Origin of the sequence: Kitasatospora sp. MBT66 (assembly GCF_000710405.2) — a bacterium.
GTDB classification, from domain to species: domain Bacteria; phylum Actinomycetota; class Actinomycetes; order Streptomycetales; family Streptomycetaceae; genus Kitasatospora; species Kitasatospora purpeofusca.
On the sequence record NZ_JAIY01000001.1, the window covers coordinates 20,727 to 46,747 of the forward strand.

Consider the following 26,021-nt stretch of genomic DNA (forward strand, 5'->3'; position numbering starts at 1 on the left):
ATTTCACCCCCCGGTGGTGGGGGGTGATCGCTCATGAGCGATCACCCCCCACCACCGGGGAGCGATCACGGAGGTTGCCCCGAGGTTGTCCCACCTGCGCGGCAGCGCGAGTGCTCGCCGCCCACCAGGCGGTGGCCCCTTGTCCCCGGAGCGCGCTTTCGCAGGTCAAGACTGCGGACAAGGGGGGTCCAGCCAGTCTCAGCGTCATCACCAGCCGACGACGCGAAGGGACGGGCACGGACGTGGCCACCTCCATCGACTTCTCCCATGCCGGTACCCGCGACTGCGACCCCGACCTTGGCTCCTTCGCCCGGTTCAACCGGGACTGGGCCGTGCTGAACGACGACTCCCAGGCACGCCGGCAGATCGCCGAGTGGGCCGAGCGGTTCTCGGAGCTGGCGGGCCTGCGCTCACCGCAGGAGGTCGTCGACCGCCTCGACAACCTGCGGCGGTCCAATGACTGGCCGGCCTACGACGCGCTCTTCCGCGTGCTGCTCGAGCGCACCCGCCTCGGCGGCGCCGAGGGCCAGCTGGCCTGGTGCGTCGGAGTGCGGATCATGCTGCCGAAGGCCGTCCTGATCACCGCCGGGCTGGTGCGGGTGGGCTTCGACTGGGAGGACACCGCCTCCCTCGTCCTGAGCGCTCTGTTCGAGAACGTGCGGACCTACCCCTTGGAGGACCGGCCGGCCAGGGTCTTCATCAACCTCGCGCTGGACACCCGCAAGCTCGCCGAGCGCCTCATCGGCGTCAGTTCGAGCGAGGAGCGCGAGCGGGAGTGCATGGCCGAGGCCCTCAGCCTCCGCCCGGTGGACCCCGAGGCCGACCAGCCCGAGCAGGTCGCCCTGCTGGCCGACCTCCTGGCCCGCGCCACGCACCTGCAGCTCCTGGCCGAGGACGAGAACCTCGCCGACGCCGGCCCGGACCCCCGCACCGAACTGATCGACCTCCTGGTCTGGGCGGTCGAAGCGGACGCGATCACCACGATCGAGGCCCGCCGGATCGCCGGCTACTACCGCACCACCGCCGACCGGGCGGCGATGACCACCCGCGCCATGGGCAGCGAGGGTGCCCGGATCCGCCAGGGCGCCTCCCGCGCCGTGCGCTCCCTGCGCGGGGCGGACCTGAACTCCTACTTCGACGTCGCGGCCTGACCTTGGCCACCTCACCGATCACCCGCACCCGACCCGCACCTTCAGGAGCGCTCACGATGACAGCAGCACCGACCGCGCACGACCCCGGCCGGGACTCGGATGAGCGACGCGTCGCCCAGGCTCGGCGGCACGTCATCCAGCTCGCGCACCAGCTGATCGACAACCCCCTCGACCCCGAGTTGCACGCATGGTTGCGGGCCTGGCTCGACACCGAGGCGGGCGAGGCGCGTGCGGCGATGGACGCTCTCCGGCGCCGGCCGGCGCCGGAGCTGCGCGACCAGGTCCGGGCGGCGATCACCCTCCTCGACAGCACCCTGCGAGGTGGCGCGTGAAGCGCGAACGACGCAGCAAGAAGCCGGTCACGGCTCCGGCCACGCCGCCCGAGGAGCACGACGGCGTCGAACACGAGGTCACCGGGTGGAAGGCCAGCACCGCCGGCCTCTCGGGGCTTACGCGCCTGGCCCGCGCCGGTGCCTGGCTGCTCGTCGCCTCCGGCCCCCTCCTCGGGCTGCTGGCCATGGCCTCCACGGCAGCGGAACCGGCCGATAGCCGCAAGGCACCCGCGGTGGTCAAGGCCGCTTCCGGTGTCGCGCCGGCCGGCTTCGCCGAGCTCTACGTGGCCGCCTACCTGGAGGCCGGCCAAGGCACCGAGTCCACCCTCGCCCCCTACTACCCCACCCCCGTGTCCCTGACCAACACCCCCGGGGCCCGCAGCGCGAACCGCACGGTCGCGGTGGCCACCAACGAGGTGTCCTCCGGCTACTGGGCGGTGACCGTCGCCGCCCAGGTCGTCAGCCACCAGGCCGGACGGCCGGACACCACCGCGGTCCAGTACTTCCGGGTCGGCGTCCAGGCTGTCGGCCCGTACTGGGCCGGCGGCGCTGCGGCCAAGCCCGACAGCACCGTCGGCTACGCCGCCACGTCGCTCCCGGCGCAGGTCGCAGCCCCCGACACCCTGTCGGCCGGCGACCTGGCGTACGGCACGACCCGCGGAAACGCTCTCACCGACCCCGTCGTCGACACCGCCAGCTCGTTCCTCACCGCCTACCTCACCGGGACCGGCGACCTCGACCGCTACAGCTCTCCCGGCACCCGCCTGCGCCCGGTCAGCCCCGCGCCGTACACCGCGGTCAAGGTCACGGACTCCTACGACAACTCGGCCAACGGCGGCATCCAGTCCGTGCCGAGCGACGGCACCGCGCGGCGGCTCCTGGTCAACATCGCCGCCACCAACACCGCCGGCCAGACGTACCCGCTCACCTACGCCCTCGACCTGCGCTCACGCGGCGGCCGCTGGGAGGTGTGGGCGCTCACCGAGGCGCCCGCGCTCAAGAGCGGATCGGCCCCGAGCGCCGCTCCCCGGCCCACCGACCCCGGCACCGGCACGCGCGCCACCGCGCCGTCGGCGCCGGCCCGCTAACCCACTCCGAGAAAGAGGAACCCCACTATGAAGCCCGAAAACGTGATGCTTGCCGGTGACGTCCTCACCTGGGCAACCACCAAGACCACCCAGGTCAAGACGCTGATACTCGCGGTCGCCGTCGTCCTGGTGATCGCCGCGGTCATCAGCGCCTACTGGCGGACGAAGTCCTGGGTCGCCACGCTCGTCGCCTTCGTGCTCGGCGCCCTGGTCCTCTGGGGCATCAACAACATGGACTCGCTCAAGGGCAAGGTCGGCTCGGAGATCGACGAGAAGCCCGCCGCGAGCGCTCCCCATGTCCGGGTCGTCCAGGCGCTTCCGGGCCCGGGCGCTCGTGAGATCGGCCGGCTGTGAGCGCCGCTCACGCTCTCGCCCCGGGTGCGCCGCTCACCCGCGACGAAGAGATCCTGATCGGCCGCTCCTACACCCGCGCCCGCCGCCACCCGCTGGTGGTCGGCAAATTGCCCGGAGCCGGCCGGATCCCGGGAGGCCCGTACACCATCACGCAGCTCGTGACGATGGTCATCGGCTTCGTGGTCCTGATCATGACCCGCGCGCTCTGGGCCCACTTCGGACTCTTCGACATCGTGATCATGATCGTGCTGCCGTGGGGCCTGGCCTGGGTGATGCGGTACGCGCGCGTCGACGGACGGGATCCGGCCCGGGCGATTCGCAGCCTCTTCATCTACCTCTCCGCACCCGGGTCCGGCCGCCTCGCCGGGCGGCCCCAGCGCCGAGGACGCATCCAGGCAGCCACCGGCCGGTGCACCGTCCGAGAGCGCGACGCCCCCGGGCCCGCGAGCGACCAGCACGGCACGGCCTCCACGGCACCGGCCAGTACTCGGAGCGCACCAACGGCGCAGCACGTCCGGCCCGCGGCAGTGCCGGCTCCGAACCGGCCGCGGCAGGTCGTCCCGAAGGCCCGTCCCACAGCGGTCCCGGAGAACCCGCGGCCGCCGGCAGGCGCCGGCCGCCGAAGCCCCGGAAGCCGCAGCACCCTGCAGAACCTGCTCGCCTCGCTCGACGAGGCATGAGCCGCCCGGGGCGGGCCGCCCCAGGCCCGCCCCTCCCCTCTTCCTGTTAGGACCCGCCATGCGCCTGCCCGTCCGTCACCTCAGCGGCAATCTCCTGTGGACCACGAACGCGACCGTGTGGGCCGTGTGGCGGGTCGCGGAGGAGAACTACACGCACGCCAGCCGTGCGACCAAGCGAGCCCGGCTCGACGCGCTGGAGTCCCTGTTCAAAGCGTTTCGCGGGGAGGCGCTCCTGCTCTCCTTGTGCCCGTCCGTCGACGCGGCCTCCGTGGTGCGTCGGATGACCGCCGGCGTCGATCTCGATCACTCGCCCGAGTACGTCGACATCAGCCTGCGCGTCCTCCAGGACCTGGAGGACCTCGAGCTGAGCGGCCGGGCCGACTTCCTCGCGATACCGCTGCCGCACCTGGACCTGAAGCAGACCACCCGGGCGGTCCTGTCCTCCGTCCAGGTCGAGGTGATGGCCTCCCTGGGCCTGCCGGTGGCGCCGGTGGCGCTCAAGGAGGAGAAGAGCCGCTTCGAGCAGGCCCGTCGGCTCGCCGCGTCCTGGCCCGCAGGCATCAAGCTCCGTCCCGCCACCGAGGCCGAGATCCTGTGGATCTACGGCCACAGCGCCCGGCGCGGAATCGACGAGCCGTTCCTTCCGGAGGAAGGCAGCCGCCGCGGGGTCCGCGGCCGCGGCCGCACCCTCGCCGCCCACACCCAGGTCGTGCTCGACGAGGGCGGGCGCAGCGACCGGGGCGGAGCGGTGAGCAACCCGTTCCGCCGCCGGTACGTCAAGGCCACCACCGAGCACGGTGCCAGTTACCAAGCCTTCGCGGTGCTCTCCGAGATGCCAGAGTCCTTCATCTTCCCCGGCTCGGAGTACCTCGCTGCGCTGGACGACTTCAGCTTCCCCGTCGACTGGGCGGTGAGGATGAACGTCGAAGCGGGCTCGAAGGCGGAGCCCCGGTCACGGCGCCAGGCTCGCGAGCTGGCCAACCAGCGGGGTGAGTACGACGGCGAGACCGCCGGCGTGCCGGCCAGCCTCGACAAGGCGTCCGCGTCGCTGGACGAGTACCGGGACCGGCTGACCTCGTCCTCCACCGAGGTGGAGATCCGGGCCTCGGTCGCGCTCTGCGTGTGGGGCCAGAGCCCCGCGGAGGCGGACGAGCGGATCACGCTGCTGCAGCACCACTTCGGAGGCAACGAGTACACCCTCGTCCGGCCTGTCGGCGACCAGGTCGCGCTCTTCCACGCGATGCTGCCCGGCACCAAGACGCCCCGCCCCCTGCTCGACTACACCCAGTACTTGCTGGCCAGGGACTTCGCGATGGCCATGCCGTTCTGCGGCCAGGGCCTGGGCGACGACACCGGCAGCCTGTTCGCCCTCCAGCTCTCCGGAGGCGGTGTGCGCCCGGTGCTGACCGACTTCTCGCACGGCCCGCGGGTGAACGCCTCGGCGTCCGCCGCGTTCGTCGGCGAGCTCGGCAGCGGCAAGTCCTTCGCGATGAAGTGCGCGATGCACTCGGTCCTGACGACGGGTCGGCGGGTCGGTAGCAAGAGCAGCCGCGGCCGTGTCCTGGTGATCGACCGCACGCCGCAGCAGGAATGGGCCAGATTCGCGCTGGCCTGCCCCGGGACCACGCAGATCGTCACGGTCGACGAGAACGCCGGCCTGTCCCTGGACCCCCTGCGGATCTTCCGCGGCCCCCGGGCCGCCCGCTACACCGAGTCCTTCCTGACGCCGCTGCTCGACATCGCGAGCATGTCGGTGGAGGGCATCACCCTCGCCGACGCGATCGAGGCGACGCGCACCGGGCCCGAGCCGAGCATGAGCGCGCTCATCGACACGCTCGCGGTGCGGGCCCGCACTGCGGACGCCGACGAGCCGAACGACGACGTCATCCGGGCCGCGGCGTCCGAGCTGGTGCGCAAGCTCCGTGCCCTGAGCAAGAAGGACCTGGGGCGGGTCGTGTTCGACCCGACGCTGCCGATCGTGCGGATCAGCGACGCCGACTCGATCGTCTTCTCGGTGGACCGCCTCGGCCTGCCCAGCCGAGAGGACCTGGCCGAGCACCGGCTGAGGTCGCTGGAGGTGGAGAAGCGCTTCGGGTGGCGGCTGATGTACCTCATCACCGCGCTGTGCCGGGAGGTGGCGTTCTCCAACCCCGCCGAGTTCACCGCGGTGATGCTGGACGAGGTCTGGTGGCTGACCGCGTCGGCCGAGGGCACCGGTCTGCTGCTGGAGATCATCGCCGACGGCCGCAAGCACAATGCGGGCGCCTTCGTGGGCAGTCACGATCCCTACGACATCGGGCCGAAGAACGAGATCGGGGACAAGATCCGCGCTCTGCTGAGCCACATCTTCGTCTTCCGCCACCGCGCCAAGAGCCTCGCGCGGCGCTGCCTGGAGTTCCTCGACCTGGACCCGGACGACCTGGAGATGGTCAAGCTCATCACCGAGGGCCTGTCGCCGCTCAACCTCTCCGACGAGGAGCGGATCGTGCGCGCCGGCGAGTGCCTGTACCGCGACCTGCGCAAGCGCGTCGGCGCCATGAAGGTGTTGGCGCCGGCGGACGAGGCCGCTGCCGAGGCGATCCACACCACGCCGGGCCAGGACGAGCCGAGCCTGTCCGAACTCCTCGCGGAGGTGACCTCGTGAGCCGGCAGACCAGCGCCACCGGCGGGGGCCGGCTGCGGTGGCCGAGCCGGCGCCGGCTGTGGCTGGTCGCGGTGCCGATCGCGATCTTCCTCGCCTTCGTGGCCGCGATGGCCTGGGCCGACCCGCAGGTCCCGACCCCGTCTCCGGGCCCCGCGCCGAAGCCGCCGGGCTCCAGCGCCACCCCGCAGCCCGGGCCGAATCCGCCGGCACCGAGTCCGACGCCGACGACGCCGGCCACCGGACCGTCCTGGACCCCCAAGCCGGGCCCGTCGCCGGCGCCCCCGGACCCGCAGGGCAAGCCCGTCAAGGACTTGAGCATCCCGCCGACCGACGCCGGCGACGGGCTGCTTCAGCCGTTCAACGTGACCGACCGCGAGGGTGTGCCGATCTCCGCGTACTCCGTCAGCAGCGACACCGGAGAGTGGGACGACTTCGACCTCAAGATCTGGAACGTGCTGGCCGTCCTCTTCTTCTCGGTCGCGCGCTGGGCCGTCGGCTTCGCCTGCTGGCTCCTCCAGTGGGCCCTGGGATTCGGCCTCGCCGGCATCCTCGTCAAGCCGGTCGACGGCATCGCCACCACGATCCGCGACCAGGTCATCAACCGCCTCGGGCTGCCGTCGCTCTTCCTGATGATCGCGGCCGTCTTCGCGGGCTGGCAGATCATGTTCCGCAACCGCAGCCGCGGCTTCGCCGAGGCGGGCCTGTCCCTCGTCATCGCCGCGGTGGCCACCACCGTGCTCGTCTCGCCGGCCCAGGTGCTGCTGGGCACGGACAAGAACCTGGCCACCCCGGCGGGCTCCACCATGCTGCTGTCCGAGGACGGCCTCCTTGGCACAACAAAGAACTTCAGCCTCCAGGTCTCCTCCCTGGTGCTCAGTAAGGACCCGAGCAAGGTCGACGCGAACCCCGAGCAGGTCAGCAAGCCGATCAAGGACGCCCTCGTCGATGCGCTCATCGTCAAGCCGACGCAGCTGATGCAGTACGGCCGCACCTTCGACGGTGCATGCGCCAAGGCGTACGGCAAGTACAAAGTCGTCGAGTACAACTGGGGCCAGATGGGCCTAAACGCCTGGGAAGGCAACCGGGCCAACCCCGCAGGCGGACCGACGTACCTGCAGCAGCTCCAGGACGCCGGCGCCAACTTCCTCAAGACCTGTGAGCAGAGCGGAGTCGAGCCGGAAGCGAAGAAGGCCTCGGCGGACATGGCGTTCAGCGCCCTGTTCGTGGCGATCGCCGCCGTGATCGTCGTCGTGCTCCTGGTCCTCATCACCGGCGGCTTCCTGGTCGCCCAGGGGTGGCTGGCGTTCCAGGCGATCCAGGGCCACTGGGCCTTGGCAGCCGGCATCCTGCCCGGCGGCGGCCGCGCCACGTTGTGGCGGTGGGTCTCGGCGGTCATCAAGTCGGTCCTGAGTGTCGTCCTGGCCATCCTCTTCCTGGCGATCTTCATCCTGATGATCCTCGCGCTGATCGACGCGGACACCGGAAAGGTCCTCGCGACGAAATTCGTCGCGATCGACCTGACCGCGATCGCCGCGCTGGCAGGCCAAAAGAAGATCAAGGAGACCTCTCGCCAGATCGCCGTGAACTTGAACCGCCGCCTGGCCAACGCCAGGGTGGGCGGCTCACGGAACTCGGTGTTCTCCTCGCCCGGCCGGTACGCGGAGACGGCGCCGGGCCTCAAGCAGATCTGGGGGGACAGCAAGGCCGAGGCTCGGAAGGTCACCCAGCCCATCGGCAAGGCCGGACGCCGGGCCCGCGATCTGTGGGTCGGACCGCAACAGGGCCGCGCCAAGGGCGGGAAGCTGCGGGCCGCCGCCCGCCTCGCCACGAACGTCGCGGTCGCGGCCGGCACCGGCGGCACCGCGACGGCGGCCAAGATGGCCGCCCAGAACGCGGCCAAACAGCACCTGCGCAAGCGGATCGCCACCGCGGCGGCCAACAAGCTCGCCCAGACGCGAGGCGGGCGCGCCACCATGGCCACCGGCAAGGCAGCGGCGATGGCCGCCCGCTACGGAGCCAAGGCCGGCAAGTTCGCGGTGTACGCCACGGCGGGCGCACCGGTGAGCGTCCCGCGAGGCGTGAAGGCCACCAAGCGCGGGGCCCAGGCAGCCGGAGTCCGCGCCGCCCAGGTGCGCAGCGACCTGCTGGCAGCGAAGGATCGTGCCAGCGCCAAGGTCGGCAAGAAGGTGGACGAGGCGTCCGCGTTCATGCAGGAGTACCGCGACAACGTCGGTACCGCGGCCCGGTTCGTCGGTCGCCAGGGCGCCTATGTGCAGCTCGGCCTCGCCCAGCCGCTCGCCCCCCAGCAGACGGCCACCGGGGCGCCGCGGGCCAAGTCGGTGGCCACCGCGCCTCGGGTGCCCGGGCCCGCTCCCCGTCCGGGCAGCGGCCTGCGGCCTGCGCCAACCTCGACCTCGACGGCTGGCCCCGTCGCCCCCTCTCCCAAGGCAGAACCTCAGGACCCAGAGCAACCGCCAGCACCCGAGCAGGAGACCGACGCCGAGGCGCCGCAGGTGGAGCCGGCGGGTGACGCTCAGCCGGCTGCAGCCGGTCCGGATCCAGCCGAGCCGTCCGTCGCACCTGAGGCCAGCACCGCCCCGCCGAGCGCGCCCGCCAGGCGACTGCGCCGGGCCACCAGGCCGGCCGGTCCCGCCACCCGGTCCGGCGACGAGAGCTGACCGGGTGGTGAGGGCGCCAGGGCGCCCTCACCACCCGGCCGCCGTCACGGTCCCACCCGAACACAAACCCACCCCGCCAGGGAGTCCCGCATGTCGCCCCGTTCCCAGAAGATGGCCACCGCCGCCCTGTTCGCCACCGCCGTCGTGCTCGCCGTCACCGGTGTGCTGCTGCTCGCGGTAGTGCCGTCGCACGACCGTGCCCCCCAGCAGCCGGCCGCCGCGACGGGAACTGAAGCGGCCAGTCCCCAGCCGTCGGCGGTGCACACCTCTTCCGGACTTCCCCTCCCGGGTACCGCCGCCTCCAGCGGTGCGACGGGTGAGCCGGGGCAGCACGTCGTCATACCCGCCGCCGTCGAGCAGGTCGCCCGCCGGTTCGTGACGGCCTGGGCTTCCCACGACGCCCGGCCCGGCCATGACACCTCCTTCGAGGACGCCGGTCGCCGCGCCTCCGCCGTCGCCTCCCCGGACCTCGGGGCCGACCTCTCCTCCCCCCGGCCCGCAGCAGCCCGCCGATGGGAGGAGCTGAGAAGCCAGCAGGCCCAGGTCGTCGCCGAGGTCATCGAGGTCGCGCTCCCCGACGGGGCTCCCGAGCCCACCGACGCGGTCGCGGTCGTGCGAGTCACCTACCGGGTGACCGTCACCACGCCAGGCACCCCTACAACCGTGGCCCTCGAGCAAGCGGCGCTCGAGGTCCGCGCCGGAACCGACGACACCTGGCGCGTCACGGCGCTGCCGAACGCCTGAGAGCCCGAGATGAACAAGTTCCTGAAGACGGCCGGCACGGCGCTCTTCACCGGCGGCGTCTTCCTCGTCGCGCTGATGCTGGCCGTGGCGGGCACCATCGGCAAGGCCTCGGCCCAGCCCGGGCGCGAGACCGGCCCCGGAGGAGGCATCACGACCACCGCCCCCGTGCCGGAGTGGCTGCGCTCCCTCATCGCCACCGCGCTCGTCGGCAAGTGCCCCCAGCTAACGCCCTCGCTGCTGGCCGCGCAGCTCTTCCAGGAGTCGGGTTTCGATCCGAAGGCCGAATCGCCGGCGCATGCCCGCGGCATCGCCCAGTTCATGGACGGGACCTGGAGCAGTTACGGCGTCGACGGCAACGGTGACGGCCGCAAGGATCCGTTCGATCCGGCGGACGCCGTGCCGGCGGCCGCCGCCTACGACTGCGCGCTGGCGGAGGAGCTCAAGGGCGTCGCCGGCGACAGCACCGAGAACATGCTGGCCGGCTACAACGCCGGCCCCGGAGCGGTGAAGAAGTACAACGGGATCCCGCCGTACCAGGAGACCCGGGACTACGTGCGGCTGATCCGCGAGCGTGCGGCGCAGTGGGCGGCCAGCGGCGATGGGGCGATCCCGCTTCCGCAGGGCTCCGAGGGCGCCGGCCGTGCCATCGCCGCCGCGCGCACCGCCCTCGACACGCCGTACGTGTGGGGCGGAGACTGCGTCTCCCCGTACGCGGGCCAGAACGGCTGCGACTGCTCGAGCTTGGTGAAAATGGCCTGGGGATCGGCCGGGGTGAACCTCCCCCGGACCACGTACGACCAGATCAACTCCGGCACGGCGGTCCTCTCGATCGCCGACCTGCGCCCCGGAGACCTGCTGTTCTCCCGCGGCACCGCCACGCGCCCCGAGCACGTCGGCATGTACATCGGGGAGGGCCAGGTGATCGAGGCGCCGAGGACGGGCCTGAACGTGCGGATCCGCACCCTCGACGACTGGCGCGATGAGGTCCTGGCCATGCGGCATATCGCCTGACCTGCAAAGACGTCATCCATTCGGCTGGCCGAGAAACCTCTCGGCCGCTGATGTCACACGCGGCGCCCGAATCCGGCCTCTATGCATGCGACCTGGAACAGGTCCCTTGCTTCCCCGCCGACCCCGCACACGAAGGAGCGTCCATGAGTACCTCTACGATCATCGACTCGGCGATCGACCTCGTCGGCGCCCTGCCCGACCTGATCGCGCAGACCCCGGCCTACCTCCTGGCAACCATCTGGCTGTGGCTGCCGGCAGTGGTGATCGGTGGCGGGGCCCTGACCGGCGTCCGGGCCCTTCTGGTCCGCCGGGCCCTGCGCTCTCGCGTGAGCTACGACCTGTTGCCGACGACGTCCTTCGACCCCAAGCCGGAAGAGATCCTGCGCTTCGCGCAGCACCTGTCGCATGCCCAGCGCGCAGCCAGCCGGTGGCGGCTGACGCCGCGCCGGGGCTTGGCCATGCGCGTGCTGCTCACCTCGGAGGGCGGACTGACCATGCGCATCGAGGGACCGGCGACCTCCGCCGCTGTGCTGCGGCACCAGGTCTACGCGGGCTGCGAGGTCCGATCCGTCGAACGCTCTGCCCCAGGGGACTCAGCCCCCGACGCTCCTGCCCAGATCCGCTTCCCCAAGACGCCGCTCGCGCCGTCCAACTGACACGGAGTCCGAGATGACCTCGCCGACCCAGGCCCCGACCTCGTTGTCGAAGACGCCGTCCGACGACGACTCGCAGCACGCTGCCGCGGAGGACCACGAGCCCGCTGCGGAGCCCCAGCTGTACATCGCCCGCGAAGAGCTCACCCTCGCCCTCCCGGACTACCTGGCGCTGCGCGATGTCCCCTTGCAGCCGGACCCTCTGACCGCGCTCGCTGGTGCCTTCGGCGGGATCCGGCCGGACCTGGGTGAGCAGGCAGAAGTCAGCCTCGACCTAGTCCCGCTGTCGCCCCGCTCCGTCAACCGCAAGCGCCAGCGTCTCCTCAAGACCGCCCACCGCCGCCCGCTCGGCGCGGGCCCCATGGTGGCCGGCATGCCCCACGAGCAGGGCGCCGCAGGGCTGGGGCTCGACCTGTCTACGGTCTTCGCCGAGGCAGCGGCCGAGATGCGGGGCCAGGCCGCGGGCGGGCGCGGCCCGTCGGCACCCCGCTTCCGAACCGCAGCTCAAGCCGGCGACCAGAAGACCTCCATGGGCAAGTTCGCGCCTGCCAACCCCGACGTGGTCTTCGCCCTGCAGCTGCTGATACGCGCCCAGTCCGCCGACGCCACCCGGCCGCGGCTGATGCTGGAGCAGATCCGTGCCGCCCTGGAGATCTGGGCCGGTCACAACCACTTTCGGCCCGTCGGTGCCAATCTCGGAATCACAAGGCTGTCCGCCGACGGCCTGCTGTACCGGGCCTCCTTCGACCGACGCTTCGGGACCGGCCTGTTCGAGCCGCGGGGGCGGTACAACCTCGTCACGAGCACCGAGATCGCGGGCCTGGTCAAGCCCCCGACGCGGCACAACAGCGCTCCGAACATCGCCCGCGCCGGCGGCGCGGCACCGCCCGCACCCCCCGAGCTGCCCGACTTCACCGGCCAGGACGGCGTCTTCCCGCTCGGCTACGTCGCCAAGCCGGGCGGTGGCTGGCGCCTGGTCGGCCTGCCGCTCGAGTTCCTCCTCTTCGGCCTGTTCCTCGGCAAGAGCGGTTACGGCAAGACCGAGATGGCCCTGGTGCAGGCGATCAGCCTGGCCCACCAAGGCCATGGGATCTTGTTCTTGGATCCGCATGGGGATGGCTGGCAGCGGGCCCGGCCCTACCTCGCGCACGCTTCGATCGCGGACCGACTGTGGGAGATCGACCTGACCTCACCGAGCCTGTCCTCGATGGTCGGCTCCTGGAACCCGCTGTCGATGGAGCGCCGCAGCCGCGACGAGATCTCCGACATCGTCGGCGCGATCGTCACCGGCATCGGCTCCGCACTGAGCTGGGGCGACACTGCCAGCCGGGCCAAGACCATCTTGACCCGGGCGGTCGAGTCGCTCGCGCACATCTCCTACTACGTCACCCACGAGCTCAAGCACCCCGAGTTGGCTCCGACACTTTTCCAGATCCGCACCATCTTGACCGACGAGGACTTCCGCGACGCGGCCCTCCCGCACCTTCCGACCACCGTGCAGGAGTTCTGGCTCAAGGTCTTTCCGAAGTACCCGCCGGACGCGATGCCGGTCGTCACGAACATCATCGAGCGGCTCGACTCCTCCACCGCAGTCAAGGCGTTCCTCGGTTCGAGCCGCAGCACCTACGACATCCGCCACGCCATGGACAACGGCAAGGTGGTCTTCGTCTGCCCCAGCGGCACCGGCGACACCGACAAGATCATCAGCTGCCTGCTGCTGTTCGACCTCTTCCGCGCCGGCCTGTCCCGCAAGGCGATCCCGGCGAACGAGCGCCTGGACTTCTTCGCCTTCATCGACGAGCTCACCGCTGTCGACGGGGCCTCCAAGGGCACCCTGGCTGCGATCACCGAGCAACTCCGGAAGTACCGCGTGAAGATGCTCGCGATGACCCAGATGGCACAGCGGTTGACCACGACGACCCGCCAGGGACTGCTGCAGAACCTCTCGATCCTCTCCACCGCAGCCTCGGGGATCGACGAGGCGGCGATGACCGTCCGGCAGTGGGGTAGCGCGCTGACTGCGGACGCCATTCTGCGGCTGCCCCGCTACCAGTACTACATGTCGGTCGCCCTGGACGGGCAGGCCACCGCCCCCTTCCATGTCCGCGGAGCCAATGTCGAGGAGCTCTACAAGGACTACTGCAACCCCGCAGGCCTGCCCGCCCTCGACGAGGCCGTCAACGACAACCTCCGCCGCCGGCCGGTCCACGAGATCCTCTCGGACCTTGAGCAGCTCAACGGCAAGCTCAAGGAGCTCCTGCTCTCCACACCGGAGAACAAGGCCCGGAAGGCGAAGCCGAAGACCGATCCCGAAGCCCCGGCTGCCCCGGAGGCCACCCACGCGGAGAAGCCGCGCGTCCACGGGGGCGCCGGTACCGCCGTCGGGCAGCCGGCCCCGGAGAAGTTCGATCTGTGGGAGGGCATGGATGTGAGGGATGAGGCCCCGTGACGATCACCACCGAACTGCAGGCGGCCCCTCCGATGAGTCTGCCCGCCGTCGCCCAGGACGCCATGCGGGTGCTCTACCAGCACCGCATGATGTCGACCCCCCAGCTGCACCGGCTGCTCACCCCCAACACAGCCCGCCCGGTCTACCTGCTGAAGCAGCTGAACCGGCTGCGGGAGCTCGGCGTGGCCGACCGGGTCCGCGTCCAGGGGCCCGAACTGACCCGCATGCCCTACCTGTGGTTCCTTACGGACGTCGGGGCTGACCAGGTGGAGCTCGACCACGAGCTGATGCACCGCCCCTACCGGGTGACCGAAGGCGGCGCGATGGGTACCCGCCAGGCCCACACCCTGGCGGTCAACGACGTCGGCCTGGCCTTCGTCGAGCATGCCCGCCGGCTCGCTCACGAGTGCGGGCCCCTCGACTGGACCCCGGAGGTAGCCGGCAGGATCCGGGACGGCCAGCGCCGCTTCGAGGACGACCACGTCATCTCCGACGCGGTGGTGAACTACGTCCACATCCATCCGAACGGCCGCCGCACGCCCCTGCAGGCGTTCATCGAGCTCGACCGCGCGACGATGACCGTGACCCGGCTCGCCGCCAAGCTCGCCGCCTACGGGCGGATGTACGACTACATTCCGCAGGAGCCCGACCGTCCCCGGGCGCAGCCCGGCGCACGGCCGGCCTGGCGCTACCAGTACCCGACCTTCCCTCAGATTCTGGTCGTGCTCACCGGCGCCAGCCCCCGGGCGCTCGCCGGCCGGGCCAGGGACCTGGCCCTTCTCGCCGGCTCCAACCCGCGTCTGATGCGTCACCGCGAGACCCTCGCCATCGGCGTGACCACCCTGGCCCATCTCCAGAAGCGCGGACCGCTCGAGCCGATCTTCACCCCACTGCTGCGTGACTTCGGCCCGACCGACCTGTACCTGCGGCCCCCGGCCGACGAGGACGACCACGGAGTCGACGAATGAGCACACCGCCGACCGCGCCGAGCGCCGACAGCATGATCCACCTCGCGGAGATCCTCCAGCACCACCCCAAGCTCCGCCAGCGCCGGTTCGAACTTCTGCCCCTGCGCGGCCCCGGCGCAGCGTTCACCGAGCCTCAGGGCCGGGCACCGGGCGAGGCCACGCCCCCGGCAGAGCTGGCTGACCTGATCTCCACGATCTCGGTCATGGGTCAGCTCGGACCAGTGATGGCAGAGGAGATCACCACCCCGGGCGGAGCGCCCAGCATCCGCCTCGTCACCGGTGAGCGCCGCTACCGGGCGATGCGCTGGGGCGCCGTCAACCGCCCCGACAACCCACACTTCGCCTCGCTGGCGGCGATCATCTGCCCCGGGCCGCTGAGCGAGGAAGAACGGCACATGTGGCGCTTCACAGAGAACTTCGCCCGGGAGAACCTGAAGCCGGGCGAGCAGGCAGCTGCGCTGATGTACCACCGGTGCGCGGTCCTGGTGGGCCGGCTGCTGCGCGCCGGCAAGCCGGTCCCGGCCGAGGTGTACGGCATCACCGACAGCGTCGACCGGTTCAACGCCCTGGAGAGGATCCGCGGCAACGACCCGTCGTGCGCGGCGCCGTGGCCTGACGTCCTGACCCGCCTCGGCCTGCAGCTGAGCGAACGTAAGGCCACCGAGTTGGTCAGAGCATTCCGTGAGCTCCCTCGGGAGCTCACGCTCGAGATGGACGAGCAGGCCGTCCGCCTCCACACCCGGATCCGCTTCGCGGAGCTGCTCCGCGGACGCGAGGACGCCGCCGCCGGCATCTGGGCCGCCCTCAAGGGCACCAAGCGGCTCGACCTGCTGCCGACCGCGATCAAGGTCGGTCTTGAGGCCCGGCAACTGGACACCGAGGAGATCCTCGAGGTCGCCCAGGAGCGCCAAGACGCCGCCAACGCCTCCCGCCGGACCAAGCTGTCCCGGGTCCCCGACCTGCCAGCGGGCGATCCGTCCGGCGCCGATGTTCCCGAGACGTCCGCATCTGTCGTCTCCTCCACTGGGTCGGCGGGTCACGACCCACGGCAGGATGCGCCTGACGACGCCCTCGACGAGCCGGCCGACAGTTCGCCGGAGGCAGGAACGCCGGACAGCGCTACGGGCGATCCCCGGCAGGTGGCCGCTCCCACCGTCCGTCGGGCCCTCGACGGCCTGCGGGAGCTCTTGGCCGAGCTGCGTACCGGCAGCGCCCTCGGCCGCTACGACGAAGGCTCCCTACGCCTGGCGATCCGCGAGATCCAGCCCTTCCTCACATCTTCTGCCACCATCTTCGAAGGCGAGAAAGCCGCATGACCCGCATCTCCCTCCCCACCCCGAAGGTCGGCGTTCCACTGCCCGGCCGCGGCTGCGACTGCCGCACCTGCGCTTTCTGGGCCGGCCCCGACGGCCGCAGCGGCGGACCGGCCACCGTGGAGCCGCTGTGCAGCGGTTCCAACTCCGACTGCTCCTACTGCGGGTGCGCCGCCTCGGAGGCCGGGTCTCCCACCAACGCGTGCAGCAGCTGCCCTATCCGCTGTGGTTCCCGCACCGACATCAGCGCCTGGATGCGGGACGTCGGCGGTACTCTCACCTTCGACGACGTCGAGATCGACGGCACGCTTCCGGCCCTGCCGTCCTTCATCCCCATGACCGACGGCAGCGCCGTCACCACCCTGGACGCCAGCCTCCGCTGGCCCGCGTACGGCGTCGGCCTGCGCCGCATCTTCAGCCCCGACACCCACACGGTGTACCCGAGGTTCGCCGGCAAGAGCGCGCGCGAGGTCCTCAGGCTGCGCGAGGAGCAGAAGGCGGTGCTCGTCGGCTACGGGGAGGATCCCTTGGTTGAGAAGTTCTGGACCCTGCGCCAGCGCGACCGCCTGGTCGAGGAGATCGCCTCGCAGGGCTGGGACGTCGTGCTGGCCTGCAACTACTCCATCTACGGGAACTGGCCGCGAGTCGAGCACATGCTGAACATGCGGCGTGCCCTGCTCCTGGCCGCCGAGTTCGCGGAGGCCGGGGTCGTCGCCGTCCCGAACTTGTACTGGTACCGGCTCGAAGACCTCCAGCGCTACACCGCCTGGATCGCCGACGCACCTCCGCCCGCGGTGGCGGTCAACCTCCAGACCGTCCGCGAGAACGTCAACTGGGACAGCTGGGCCCTGCCGGGCCTGTTCTGGCTGGCGGAGAACCTCCCCGAGGACATGCCCGTCATCCTCACGGGCCTTTCCAGGGCCGACCGGATCGCCCAGGTCGTCAGTCTGTTCGGCACGCGCCTGACCTTGGTCAGCCAAAATCCCCACCAGTACGCACTGCACGGGGCGATCATGACCTCCGACGGGCGCGAGGACATCAAGGCCCGTCCCGCAGACGCCTTCGCCGCCACCGTCCGGTACATGGCCTCGTTGCTCCCATCTCGCTGAGCCGGTGCAGACCGGCGCCCGGCGGCCCGAACTTCTTCCTGGCCTGTGTCACACCGAGCCCGCCCGCGCGGCTTCTAGGTGCAGAACCTGGAAGGAGTCTCGATGCCGGCGAACAACGAATCCACCGCAGCAACCGAAGGGACCCACAGCTGGGAGCTGTGGGTCCTCCTCGTGTGGCACGGCCCGCTCGGCGCCCCCGTCGACCCGGTGGCCGTCCTTGCGCTCGACCGGGCGCCGGACGCGCCGACGCCGTCCTGCATCGCCTGGGTGCCTCTCACCTACGACGCCGCCACACCGTGGCGGGAGCGACTGGACGGCCCCATAACGCCGGAGCAGGTCGAGCGCTGGTCCCGCGAGGACGGCACCTGCGCCGCCGTCGCGGCCGACGTCCCCGGCGAGGCGCTCGACCTGCCCCACGCCGCCGAGATCGTCCTCGACGTCCTCCTCGGCGAGTCGATCCCTGCCCTCACTGCAGCGAGCCGGCGCTGATGGGCACGAACTCCAAGACCAGCCACCAGGCGTACACCGTCGCCCCCGCCGAGCCGGGCGAAGTCCCAGAGGAGCCCACCGGCGCGCAGCAGTCCGAGACTCCCGAGCTTCAGGCAGCCCAGCAGGTCTACGCCGCAGCTGCCGAGCTGGCGCAGCTGATCGGCAACGGCGGCGGCTTCGACGAGAACGGTGACGACGGCGTGCCGCTCATCGACGTGCCTGACGACCCGGTGGAGCAGTTCGAGCAGTTCGCCGAGCAGATCAAGGCGCAGCGTGAAGCGCTGGCGTTGATGAAGGAGGCCGGAGCACCGCAAGAGGTCCTCGACGAGACCCTCAAGGCGATCAAGGCACAGTCGCTCGAGTACCTGTCCAAGCTCACCCCCGAGGAGCTGCAGGCGATCGCCGCTGCTCAGGGCTTCGAGCATCCGGCCTTGGTCGGCATGTCCGGCAAGGGCCAGCACCCGCTCGTGCACTGGCTGGACCCGGCCTACGACCAGGACATCATCTCCAAGGCGAAGATCCAGGCGGCCGCGACGAAGCGGTACGCCCAGCTGGTCGCCGGCGAGAAGGTCGGTGGGCTGACGCTCGCCGACCTGCATGCGCTGGAAGGCACTCCGGCGCCGGCGGCGCCCGGTCCGCCCGGTCCGTGGACAGCGTCGCCGGCCGAGGTGAACGCCGCTGTCAGTTCTTGGTCGGCCGCGGCCAAGGCGTACGCAGCGGCCAAGGGCGGCCCCGGGCAGGCGCAAGCCCTGGCCGAGCTCGTTGCGGCGGAGAACAAGGTCGCCACAGCCGAGTCACCCGAGATGGGCGCGGCTCTGGCACAGCTGCAGGCGACGGCAAAGTTGACGACCGACCAGGCGCTGTCCGGCGGCGGTCTCGACACGTACATGGTCGCGCCGGCGGTCAAGGCGGCCGTTGAGTCCGGGCAGTTGACCAAGGACGAGGCCAACCACCTCAAGGCCGCCGAGCTCTTGGCCCTGGTGCGGTCGAGCACCCCGGAGGCTGAGCGGGCGCTGCTGAGCGAGCGCGCCCAGGAGCGAAAGGGCCAGCTGGAGGCCCTCGGCCAGGCGCTCGACGGTCACACCTGGGCCAAGCCGGACCAGTCCTCCCACCTGGCCCTGCCCGCGCTGGCTCACGACGGGCTGGCCGCTCCGGACAAGGTCGCCGGCTGGGTGGCGAACGCCGGCGCGCTCCACGGCCTCCAGCAGTCGGCGCAGGGCTGGATCCATGAGGTCATCCCTCACCCAAACGACTTGAGCATGACCAATCCCGGTCTGCTGGCCTCCCACCAGGTGGATCCGAAGGAGCTGAAGAAGGAGCTCTCCGCCTGGGCCAAGCAGCAGCCGCTCGGGCCGCTGCGCCAGGTCGCGGACAAGCTCGGCATGCCCGCATCGCTCATGGCATCCCGGGCCTCAGTGCAGGCGTACCTGGCGGCCCACGTGGACCCCTCGCTCGACAAGGCTGCGGTGCTGGAGACGGCCCAGGCGGCGCACCAGGCGAAGAAGGAGGCCAAGCTCGCCTCGGTCCTGGCGAGCCCGGCCACTCCCCCGACGCCTCCGCCCCCGCCGGCACCGGCGGTCGCCGGCCCGCAGCCGAAGCCCGCCGCTGCTGGTGAACCGGCACCGGGCGCAGCCCCTGCGGCACCCGCCGCAGTGCCGGCGACGCCGAAGGCGCCCAAGGCGCAGCATCCGGCGGGCTCGTTCGCGGCCAAGCACCAGGCTCTGGTGGCCGCGCTGCAGCAGGCCCAGGCCACGAAGTCCGACGTGCCCGCGCGGGTCGATGCGGCGCAGATCCAGGCCACGGACTTCGGCCCCGGCAAGACCGCGCACATCGGCGGGACGCACCCGAAGACCCTGCACACCGCGCCCGACGGCAGCCAGTGGATGTTCAAGCACTACACGTCCGCGTCGGCTGCCCGCGCCAGCGCCGAGGCTGCGGCGTCCCACATCTCCCACTTGGGCGGCGTGGCCACGGTGCCGGTCTACGAGAAGGAGATCGGCGGCAAGAAGGGCTGCATCCAGCCGATGGTCAGCGGCGCAAGCCAGCTCAGCGCGAGCCCGAAGTCGTGGAGCCAGGCCGAGGTCGACAGCGTGGTCCGAAACCACGTCGTCGCGTGGGCGGTCGGCGATCATGACGGGCACGCCGCGAACATGCTGCGCACCGCGTCCGGGGGGATGTCGCCCATCGACCGCGGCCAGGCGTTCAAGTACTTCGGAACGGACGAGCTCAAGGTCGGGTGGACCCCGGATGGCCTCCCCGCCGGCAGCCAGTACATGCCGGTGCACCAGAAGGCGTACCTGGCGTCGCAGAGCGGCGGCCTTGCTCCGGGAGTGAAGATCGACCCGGCGGTCGCCCACCCGGTGATCAAGCAGATCGAGTCGATCCCGGACGCACAGTGGCGAGCGGTGCTCCACACCACAGCGCATGAGGGCGCAGCGGCCAAGGTCCGTTGGGAGCCCCACATGCGCAAGCGTGCTGCCAAGGCGCTGGGAGTCAAGCCTGCCGAGGTGACGACCGCTCAGGTGGCGGAGGCGTTCCTCGACTACTCGTGCGAGCGCAAGAACGGGCTCCGCACCGCCTTCGCGGACTTCTACACCGAGCAGATGAAGCTGCCCTCCGGGGCCGCTCTGAAGTATGGGAGCTGAGAGGACGCATGGGAACGAACTCGAAGACGAGCCACCAGCCATACGCCGTGGCGCCGACCGCCACCGAGGTGGCGGAGCTGCCCGCCCCGGCCGGCGCTGCCAGCGGCCCGCCACCGACCGGTGCGACGGCGGAGTTGCTCGACATGAGCGCCCTGGGTGGCCCCGTGCTGCCTCCCGACCTGCAGCATCTGGTCCAGGAGAAGCTCACCTCGGTGCTGGAACAGGCCGCGCCGCCTGCCGAGATCGGTCCGGCCCCGGCGAAGGGCGAGGCGGCGGGCGGTGAACTGGGCGGCGGCGCGGCCGGCGCTGTCGATGAAGAGGAGGAGGACGAGCCGGAGGAGGACGCCCCAGCCGCGGAGCAGCACGTCGAGCCGCAGTCCGAGGGTGCGGCCATACCGGAGGCCGAGCTCGCGCTCGAACTGGACAGCGCCGAGGCTGACGCAGAGGAGGAGGACGAGCCGGAGGAGGCGCCGCTGTGGACCGTGCCGACGACCCCGCCGGTGGGAGTTGCCGCCGGGGTGCCCGCGCTCATCAGCGGCTCTGACCTGGTGGATTCGACCGCGACCCTCATCTCGTACAACACGGGCTCCGACGAGCCACGCGAAGTGCTGCTCGCGCACCTGAGCGAGGACGCGGAGGGCAAGCTTCTGGACGCGCTCGACGCCGGGGAGCCGAAGCTGGTGCCGATCCAGGTGGAGAAGGAGGTGACAGGCCGCCTGGGTATGGATGAGCAGCACAAGCTCGCCGAGCTCGTGGGCCTTGCCGCCAAGGGCGTCAACGGGAAGCTGAAGCACGGAGAGGAGATGACCACGAAGACGCTCTCCCAGTACCAGGCTGCCCAGAAGGCTGTCGGCGCGGTGCTGGACAACCCTGCTCTGACCGACGACGAGAAGACCATGGCGCAGTACTACGCCGGCCACCTCGCGACGATCGGCGAGCGGATGGAGAACCCGAAGGCCCTGCCGTACCTGGAGGGCGGCAAGATCCCGATGGTGACGCCGTACCTGCACACCGGCATGGCCACCGTCACCGAGTACGTGCCGGCGCCGCCCGAGGAGGGGGAGGACGACGGCCTCCTGAAGGCCACCAAGCGGAGTGCGAGCCGGATCAAGGCAACGATCGACAAGAGCACGGGTACGACCTCGTGGGACGGCGAGACCCGGTCGAAGGCCAACGGCATCGAGTACGCGATCGACCTCGGTGACGGCTACAGCGCGGTGTACCGGCCGTACGCCGGCAACGACCCGGCGACCACGGAGTACTCCATGCGCGGTCAGCTGGAGATCCACGCCCCGGCGGGGGCCGGCCACGGCCAGGACCTTGTAGGCCGGCTGGAGCAGCTGCACCTGAACAACCGGGCCATGAAGGCGCCCGAGGGCGAGCTGACGTACCTGCACGCCAACATCACCGCGCAGGGCCTGGCGAAGAACAGCGGAGTGCAGCAGGCCCTCGAGACCGCGCACGCGCTGGAGGACCTGCAGGTACAGGAGCTCTTCCACGAACGGGCACACGAGGCGATCGGGCTGGACGCCACCGAGCTGGGCGCCTTCGCGAAGCGGCTCCAGATGGAGGCCGCGCACAAGGTCCTTCCGAAGAAGGTCACCGTGCTACGCGATGCCGTCGCCAAGGCGACGGGCTTCGCCGACGGTGCCGCCCTCGCCGCCAGCTCCGGGTACGACCCCACCCCGTCGCGTTCCGCAGGGTGGTCGTCGTGGAACCGGTTCGACGTGACCGGCGCCCCCGAGCAGTTCGACGCGGCGTGGAAGGGCAAGAGCCTCATCCACAACATCGGCAAGGGCAGCCTCGTCGACGTGTTCGCCACCGGGGTTCTCGCGTCCACCGAGCGTCGTGCGGTGATGGGCATCGGCGGCGGGCTCGGCATGAGCGAGGGCGCGGACAAGAAGACCGGCGGCGCCAACTACGCCTTCGTTCGCGTCGCGAACACCAGCTCGGCAGGCAAGGCCGGCGGCCGCCTCATCTGGGACAACCCCCGCACCCTGATACAGCGCGCGGACTACTACGCCTACGACGGAGACCACTTCGGTGCCCTGAACCCGCACGGCGGCCACAGCACCCACGGACAGACCCGCGATCCCTACAAGATCGCCAACTTCACCTCGGGCAGCAACGAGGTGATGCTCCGCAACGGGGCCGACCTCTACTCCGAGCAGGCGCCCACTCGGGCGATCGCGAGCAGCGCCGCGGAGCGCAACGCCGTCCTGGCCCTGTTCGCCTCCCGCGGCATCACCCACCTCAACGGCAAGCCCGTCGAGGACGTCGTCATCTACAACGGCAAGTGACCCCTGCACAGAAAGGCAGATCCATGACCTCCACCACCACCCCCGACAGCTGGCAGAACGCCCTTGAGGACCTCGTGGCCGGCCGGCACAGCGCCAGCGGTGACCACGACGACGCCGGCGCCCAACTCGTCGTGACCGATCCGGACGGCACCGAGGTGTTCCGGGCTCCACTCGCTCGACACCACCGCATCGACCCCGACCAGCCGAACCTCCTGTGGCTGCGGCCCATAGTGGGCGGCAGCCCGAACCCGGACGTGCCCACGCTGTACGACTACAACCTGAACGTGGCACGCCGCAGGGCGCTGGTCTGGGACCGGGTGGAGGTCGGAGCCGACGGCGCCGTGTCCTTCCAACTGGCACCCCTCGGCGACGAGGAGCAGGGGCAGGGCGCACGGGTGGAAGCGGCCGACGGCGAGGAGCTCGAGACGCTCAGCCGCTGGGACGACTTCGTCAGTCGGCTCAGCGCCGACGACGAGGCCGAACTGGACCGGCTGGCGGCGGACTCCTGGACTGGCACCGCCTACTCCTGAGGATCACCTCTTTCAACGGGACCCTGGGATGATGTGGTGGCCGGCGAACCGCCGGCCACCACATCCGTTCGACAGCAGCAAGGAGGAGTTATGGGAAGCCACCGCGGTCATCCGCTGACCACAGCCCGGACTGAGGCCCTCGTTAGCCCCCTTGCCGCCGACGAGGCGGTCCAGGCCCCGACCGCCAGCTGGCTCCGCGACCGGGCGCGACTGTTCAGCACGGCCGCGAGCGTCAGGTTCCACCTGATCACCCAGGCCGGTCTGTACACCCGGATGACCGGAGAGCAGCTCAGCGCCGGGGACATCGGACGTGCCTACTTCGGCCCGGGCGGCGCCCGGCTCCCGGTTCCTCTGGTCTACCTGAACCTGTCGGCGCTCGGCACTCGGCGGGCTGCCGACCAGGCCCTCGCCCACGAGGTCATGCACATCGGCTGGCCCTCCTACGGGCACAAGGCGATCGCTTTCGATCGTGCGCAGCACGTGCTGGACACCGTAGGCAGCCTCAGCGCGGCCTGACCCACCAACAGCACCGTGAGTTGCTCAACGCCGATGAATGCTGTAACTTATTTGATGTGAGGGCGACCGGCCCCACCGGAGCCCCCGCCGCCGGGGAGGGGAGCCCCCCGAGCCGCCCAGGCCCAGCCGGGCGCCGCTCCAGCGCCGCCGTGCCCCGCCGAACCGATCCAGCGAAAGGCCGCCGCGCCATGGCGACGAAGCCCACCTCGAACAGCCGGAGATCCGGCGCGCGAGGCCCGACGACTGCCGACAGCCGGCGAATCCCCGAGCCCGCGACCCGCGAGGCGAGCGGCACCCCGAACCGCACCGAGGTGCACGCCGCTCGGCCCCACGGCCCGTTCGGGCGGGTCGTGACCGCGGAAATCGTCCCCTCGACCCTCCGCAACAGCCCCATCGACCCCGAGCTTCTCCGCACTTTCCTTCTCGGCCTGGTCCCGCTGATGATCGCCGAGCAGCAGGGGGCGACCCCGGAGCAGTTGGAGGCGGGGCGGGACCGGTGCGTCGAGCTCATCACCAGCTACGGCGACGAGCTCCAGTTCGGGGGAAACCACCGCGCCGCCTCGCGGACCGCCCTCGCCAAGGCATTCGCTCTTCTCGCGCGCCAGCCGGGCGGCATCACCGCATTCGGCGTGCACGCCTGCACCAGCGCTCACGAATACTGCCCCGGCAATCAGCCGACGCCGGATACACACGAATACAAGGGGAATGATGGCCGCCCGTAAGTTCATGCTGACGCAGAATTCCCAGCTCCGGAGGATCGGGGTCTACAACTTCACGCTTCCCGCCGAGAAGGTCTTGCTTCCCGACGGAAGGGAAGTCAACGTCTGCCCCAGCGCTTCCGCTTGCATTTCGCTTTGCTACGCAAGGGCGGGCGCATACCGCTTCTCCAATGTTCTGGCAGCCCACACGCGTACGCTGGCATTCGTCATGGACCACCCCGACGAATGGGAGGCGGCGATGATCGAGGAACTCACCCACAAGCGCTATTTCCGCAAGAGCGTCCGCTTGCACGATAGTGGAGACTTTTATTCGGCGGACTACTTGAAGCGCTGGCTTCGGATCATGGAGACCGCCCCGGACGTCCTTTTCTACACCTACACGAAGGAGGTGGTCATGTTCCGCAGGCACGTCGAGGGAAAGGCGCCGGCCAATTTCCGCTGGCGCTACAGCCTCGGCGGGAAGCACGACCGGCTCCTGGACCTGGCCCTCGACCCGCACGCGGAGGTCTTCCCCACCGAGGACGCCGTGGCCGCGGCCGGCTACGTCTCGAACACCCCGTCCGACCTCGTGGCCGCGGGCGAGGCGATCGAGGTCGGCATGCCGGCCAACAACATCAAGCACCTCCAGAAGCTGCAGGGCGACCGCACCTTCGGTGAGATCCAGCGCGCGATAGACGCCGAGAAGAGCCTCGTACGGGCCGCCAAGCGGGCCAACCTCGGCCTCACCTCCTGACCCATCCCAATCCGAGTTGCACAGCGACTCAAAGTGCTGTAACTTATTAGATGTGAGCCCGGGGCGACAGCCCCTCACAGAACCCCAGCAAACCCACGAAGGGACCGTCATGTCTGCCACCACCGCCACGATCGAGACCCCCACCGGCCGCGTGCTCAAGGTCGAGATCACCGACGACCAGTTCGGCCGCTCCACCTACGCCACCAGCCTCGTCAAGCGCACCGGCGAGGTCCTGCCGATGGGCTCGGTCGTGATCCACCCGGACCACCGCACGGACCCGAAGCCGGGTCGCGTCTACGTGCAGTTCGGCGAGGGGGACCTGAACGACCGCCACGCCCGGACCAACGTGCCCACCATCGGGGGCGACGGGCCGTACCTGGTCGGCGGCGCGATCCTGAACCCGAACAAGATCACGGACGAGGACGGGCGGTGGTTCCGTTCGCGGGTCGCCAGCCACCCCACGCACTCGCACTCCCACTCGGCCGGTGAGGAGACGGGCGAGCGGGCCGGGGACATCGTCGGCGCGCTGGTCAAGCACTGGCTCGCCCGGCCCGAGCACACGGCGCTGACCACGGCGTACAGCAAGTTCCGCGCCCCGGAGGTGAAGGCCGCACTGCACGCCAAGCTCGCCACCCTCCGCGCCAACATCACCGGGCTGGAGCTGACCGCGTCCGACTACGAGAGCAAGATCGCCTTCCTCGACCTCGTCCACCAGGACGAGACCGGCACCGACAGCGAGTGACCAAGCGGTGGGTGGCGGCCCGCCGCGCCGCCACCCACCGCGACCACCACGAGCCAGGAACGCCCGCTCCCCAGGAGCGGGCGTTTCGGCGTTTGCGCCACTGACGACCTTCTGGCCGAACTTGGACCAGAACGATGCACCTCGTCATACTGCGCTGTATTCTATTTCCTGTG

22 protein-coding genes are annotated in these 26,021 nt (G+C 70.8%); all 22 read left to right on the forward strand.

Features of this window, described 5'->3' with window-relative positions:
- Positions 1-242: 242 nt before the first annotated feature.
- Complete coding sequence (locus BI06_RS00050) at positions 243-1,151, forward strand: hypothetical protein (protein ID WP_051740024.1); 909 nt, start codon at positions 243-245, stop codon at positions 1,149-1,151.
- Between the two features lie 56 nt (positions 1,152-1,207).
- Entirely contained in the window at positions 1,208-1,483 is a 276-nt protein-coding gene (locus BI06_RS50110) for a hypothetical protein (protein WP_043463415.1), read from the forward strand.
- Positions 1,480-2,571: a conjugal transfer protein gene (locus BI06_RS00060; RefSeq protein WP_051740025.1), complete on the forward strand. Its 1,092-nt coding sequence runs from the start codon at positions 1,480-1,482 to the stop codon at positions 2,569-2,571. Before BI06_RS50110 ends, BI06_RS00060 begins: the two co-directional genes overlap by 4 nt.
- 27 nt (positions 2,572-2,598) lie before the next feature.
- On the forward strand, positions 2,599-2,925 hold the full coding sequence (locus BI06_RS00065) for a hypothetical protein (protein WP_043463418.1): 327 nt from the start codon (positions 2,599-2,601) through the stop codon (positions 2,923-2,925).
- Positions 2,922-3,605: a hypothetical protein gene (locus BI06_RS45715; RefSeq protein ID WP_082558146.1), complete on the forward strand. Its 684-nt coding sequence runs from the start codon at positions 2,922-2,924 to the stop codon at positions 3,603-3,605. Before BI06_RS00065 ends, BI06_RS45715 begins: the two co-directional genes overlap by 4 nt.
- A gap of 58 nt (positions 3,606-3,663) precedes the next feature.
- Positions 3,664-6,249: an ATP-binding protein gene (locus BI06_RS00075; RefSeq protein ID WP_043463421.1), complete on the forward strand. Its 2,586-nt coding sequence runs from the start codon at positions 3,664-3,666 to the stop codon at positions 6,247-6,249.
- Positions 6,246-8,927: a hypothetical protein gene (locus BI06_RS00080; RefSeq protein ID WP_233289957.1), complete on the forward strand. Its 2,682-nt coding sequence runs from the start codon at positions 6,246-6,248 to the stop codon at positions 8,925-8,927. The genes BI06_RS00075 and BI06_RS00080 overlap by 4 nt, the downstream gene beginning before the upstream one ends.
- A gap of 90 nt (positions 8,928-9,017) precedes the next feature.
- Positions 9,018-9,671, forward strand: coding sequence for a hypothetical protein (locus BI06_RS00085; RefSeq protein ID WP_051740026.1), 654 nt, complete (start codon positions 9,018-9,020; stop codon positions 9,669-9,671).
- A gap of 9 nt (positions 9,672-9,680) precedes the next feature.
- Positions 9,681-10,682 (forward strand): bifunctional lytic transglycosylase/C40 family peptidase, encoded by a 1,002-nt coding sequence (locus BI06_RS00090; protein WP_043463424.1) that lies wholly within the window; start codon positions 9,681-9,683, stop codon positions 10,680-10,682.
- A 143-nt stretch (positions 10,683-10,825) separates the two neighbouring features.
- On the forward strand, positions 10,826-11,338 hold the full coding sequence (locus tag BI06_RS00095; RefSeq protein WP_051740027.1) for a hypothetical protein: 513 nt from the start codon (positions 10,826-10,828) through the stop codon (positions 11,336-11,338).
- 13 nt (positions 11,339-11,351) lie between these two features.
- Positions 11,352-13,784, forward strand: a complete 2,433-nt coding sequence (locus BI06_RS00100) for an ATP/GTP-binding protein (RefSeq protein ID WP_051740028.1) — start codon at positions 11,352-11,354, stop codon at positions 13,782-13,784.
- Entirely contained in the window at positions 13,781-14,752 is a 972-nt protein-coding gene (locus BI06_RS00105; RefSeq protein ID WP_233289958.1) for a replication-relaxation family protein, read from the forward strand. The genes BI06_RS00100 and BI06_RS00105 overlap by 4 nt, the downstream gene beginning before the upstream one ends.
- Positions 14,749-16,068 (forward strand): hypothetical protein, encoded by a 1,320-nt coding sequence (locus BI06_RS00110; protein WP_063794880.1) that lies wholly within the window; start codon positions 14,749-14,751, stop codon positions 16,066-16,068. Before BI06_RS00105 ends, BI06_RS00110 begins: the two co-directional genes overlap by 4 nt.
- Complete coding sequence (locus BI06_RS00115) at positions 16,065-17,174, forward strand: DUF4417 domain-containing protein (protein ID WP_043463427.1); 1,110 nt, start codon at positions 16,065-16,067, stop codon at positions 17,172-17,174. The genes BI06_RS00110 and BI06_RS00115 overlap by 4 nt, the downstream gene beginning before the upstream one ends.
- Positions 17,175-17,276: 102 nt before the next feature.
- The gene (locus tag BI06_RS00120) at positions 17,277-17,663 is read left to right on the forward strand and encodes a hypothetical protein (RefSeq protein WP_043463430.1); all 387 of its coding nucleotides are present in this window, start codon (positions 17,277-17,279) and stop codon (positions 17,661-17,663) included.
- On the forward strand, positions 17,663-20,308 hold the full coding sequence (locus BI06_RS00125; protein ID WP_043463433.1) for a hypothetical protein: 2,646 nt from the start codon (positions 17,663-17,665) through the stop codon (positions 20,306-20,308). Before BI06_RS00120 ends, BI06_RS00125 begins: the two co-directional genes overlap by 1 nt.
- Before the next feature lie 8 nt (positions 20,309-20,316).
- The gene (locus BI06_RS00130; protein ID WP_043463438.1) at positions 20,317-22,608 is read left to right on the forward strand and encodes a hypothetical protein; all 2,292 of its coding nucleotides are present in this window, start codon (positions 20,317-20,319) and stop codon (positions 22,606-22,608) included.
- Positions 22,609-22,631: 23 nt separating this feature from the next.
- Positions 22,632-23,138 (forward strand): hypothetical protein, encoded by a 507-nt coding sequence (locus tag BI06_RS00135; protein WP_051740030.1) that lies wholly within the window; start codon positions 22,632-22,634, stop codon positions 23,136-23,138.
- Between the two features lie 90 nt (positions 23,139-23,228).
- On the forward strand, positions 23,229-23,654 hold the full coding sequence (locus tag BI06_RS00140) for a hypothetical protein (RefSeq protein ID WP_043463439.1): 426 nt from the start codon (positions 23,229-23,231) through the stop codon (positions 23,652-23,654).
- A 188-nt stretch (positions 23,655-23,842) separates the two neighbouring features.
- A complete protein-coding gene (locus BI06_RS00145) occupies positions 23,843-24,376 on the forward strand; it encodes a hypothetical protein (RefSeq protein ID WP_149030192.1) in 534 nt (177 codons plus the stop codon).
- 4 nt (positions 24,377-24,380) lie between these two features.
- Positions 24,381-25,106 (forward strand): hypothetical protein, encoded by a 726-nt coding sequence (locus BI06_RS00150; protein WP_043464011.1) that lies wholly within the window; start codon positions 24,381-24,383, stop codon positions 25,104-25,106.
- Positions 25,107-25,215: 109 nt separating this feature from the next.
- Positions 25,216-25,848 carry a hypothetical protein gene (locus tag BI06_RS00155; protein WP_043463442.1) on the forward strand — a complete coding sequence of 211 codons (633 nt, stop codon included), beginning with the start codon at positions 25,216-25,218 and terminating at the stop codon, positions 25,846-25,848.
- Positions 25,849-26,021 lie beyond the last annotated feature (173 nt).

Coding starts and splice junctions, on each gene's coding strand:
- BI06_RS50110 (WP_043463415.1), top strand. CDS start 1,208: ATGACAGCAGCACCGACCGCGCACGACCCCGGCCGGGACTCGGATGAG.
- BI06_RS00065 (WP_043463418.1), top strand. CDS start 2,599: ATGAAGCCCGAAAACGTGATGCTTGCCGGTGACGTCCTCACCTGGGCA.
- BI06_RS00075 (WP_043463421.1), top strand. CDS start 3,664: ATGCGCCTGCCCGTCCGTCACCTCAGCGGCAATCTCCTGTGGACCACG.
- BI06_RS00085 (WP_051740026.1), top strand. CDS start 9,018: ATGTCGCCCCGTTCCCAGAAGATGGCCACCGCCGCCCTGTTCGCCACC.
- BI06_RS00090 (WP_043463424.1), top strand. CDS start 9,681: ATGAACAAGTTCCTGAAGACGGCCGGCACGGCGCTCTTCACCGGCGGC.
- BI06_RS00095 (WP_051740027.1), top strand. CDS start 10,826: ATGAGTACCTCTACGATCATCGACTCGGCGATCGACCTCGTCGGCGCC.
- BI06_RS00100 (WP_051740028.1), top strand. CDS start 11,352: ATGACCTCGCCGACCCAGGCCCCGACCTCGTTGTCGAAGACGCCGTCC.
- BI06_RS00110 (WP_063794880.1), top strand. CDS start 14,749: ATGAGCACACCGCCGACCGCGCCGAGCGCCGACAGCATGATCCACCTC.
- BI06_RS00115 (WP_043463427.1), top strand. CDS start 16,065: ATGACCCGCATCTCCCTCCCCACCCCGAAGGTCGGCGTTCCACTGCCC.
- BI06_RS00120 (WP_043463430.1), top strand. CDS start 17,277: ATGCCGGCGAACAACGAATCCACCGCAGCAACCGAAGGGACCCACAGC.
- BI06_RS00125 (WP_043463433.1), top strand. CDS start 17,663: ATGGGCACGAACTCCAAGACCAGCCACCAGGCGTACACCGTCGCCCCC.
- BI06_RS00130 (WP_043463438.1), top strand. CDS start 20,317: ATGGGAACGAACTCGAAGACGAGCCACCAGCCATACGCCGTGGCGCCG.
- BI06_RS00135 (WP_051740030.1), top strand. CDS start 22,632: ATGACCTCCACCACCACCCCCGACAGCTGGCAGAACGCCCTTGAGGAC.
- BI06_RS00140 (WP_043463439.1), top strand. CDS start 23,229: ATGGGAAGCCACCGCGGTCATCCGCTGACCACAGCCCGGACTGAGGCC.
- BI06_RS00145 (WP_149030192.1), top strand. CDS start 23,843: ATGGCGACGAAGCCCACCTCGAACAGCCGGAGATCCGGCGCGCGAGGC.
- BI06_RS00150 (WP_043464011.1), top strand. CDS start 24,381: ATGCTGACGCAGAATTCCCAGCTCCGGAGGATCGGGGTCTACAACTTC.
- BI06_RS00155 (WP_043463442.1), top strand. CDS start 25,216: ATGTCTGCCACCACCGCCACGATCGAGACCCCCACCGGCCGCGTGCTC.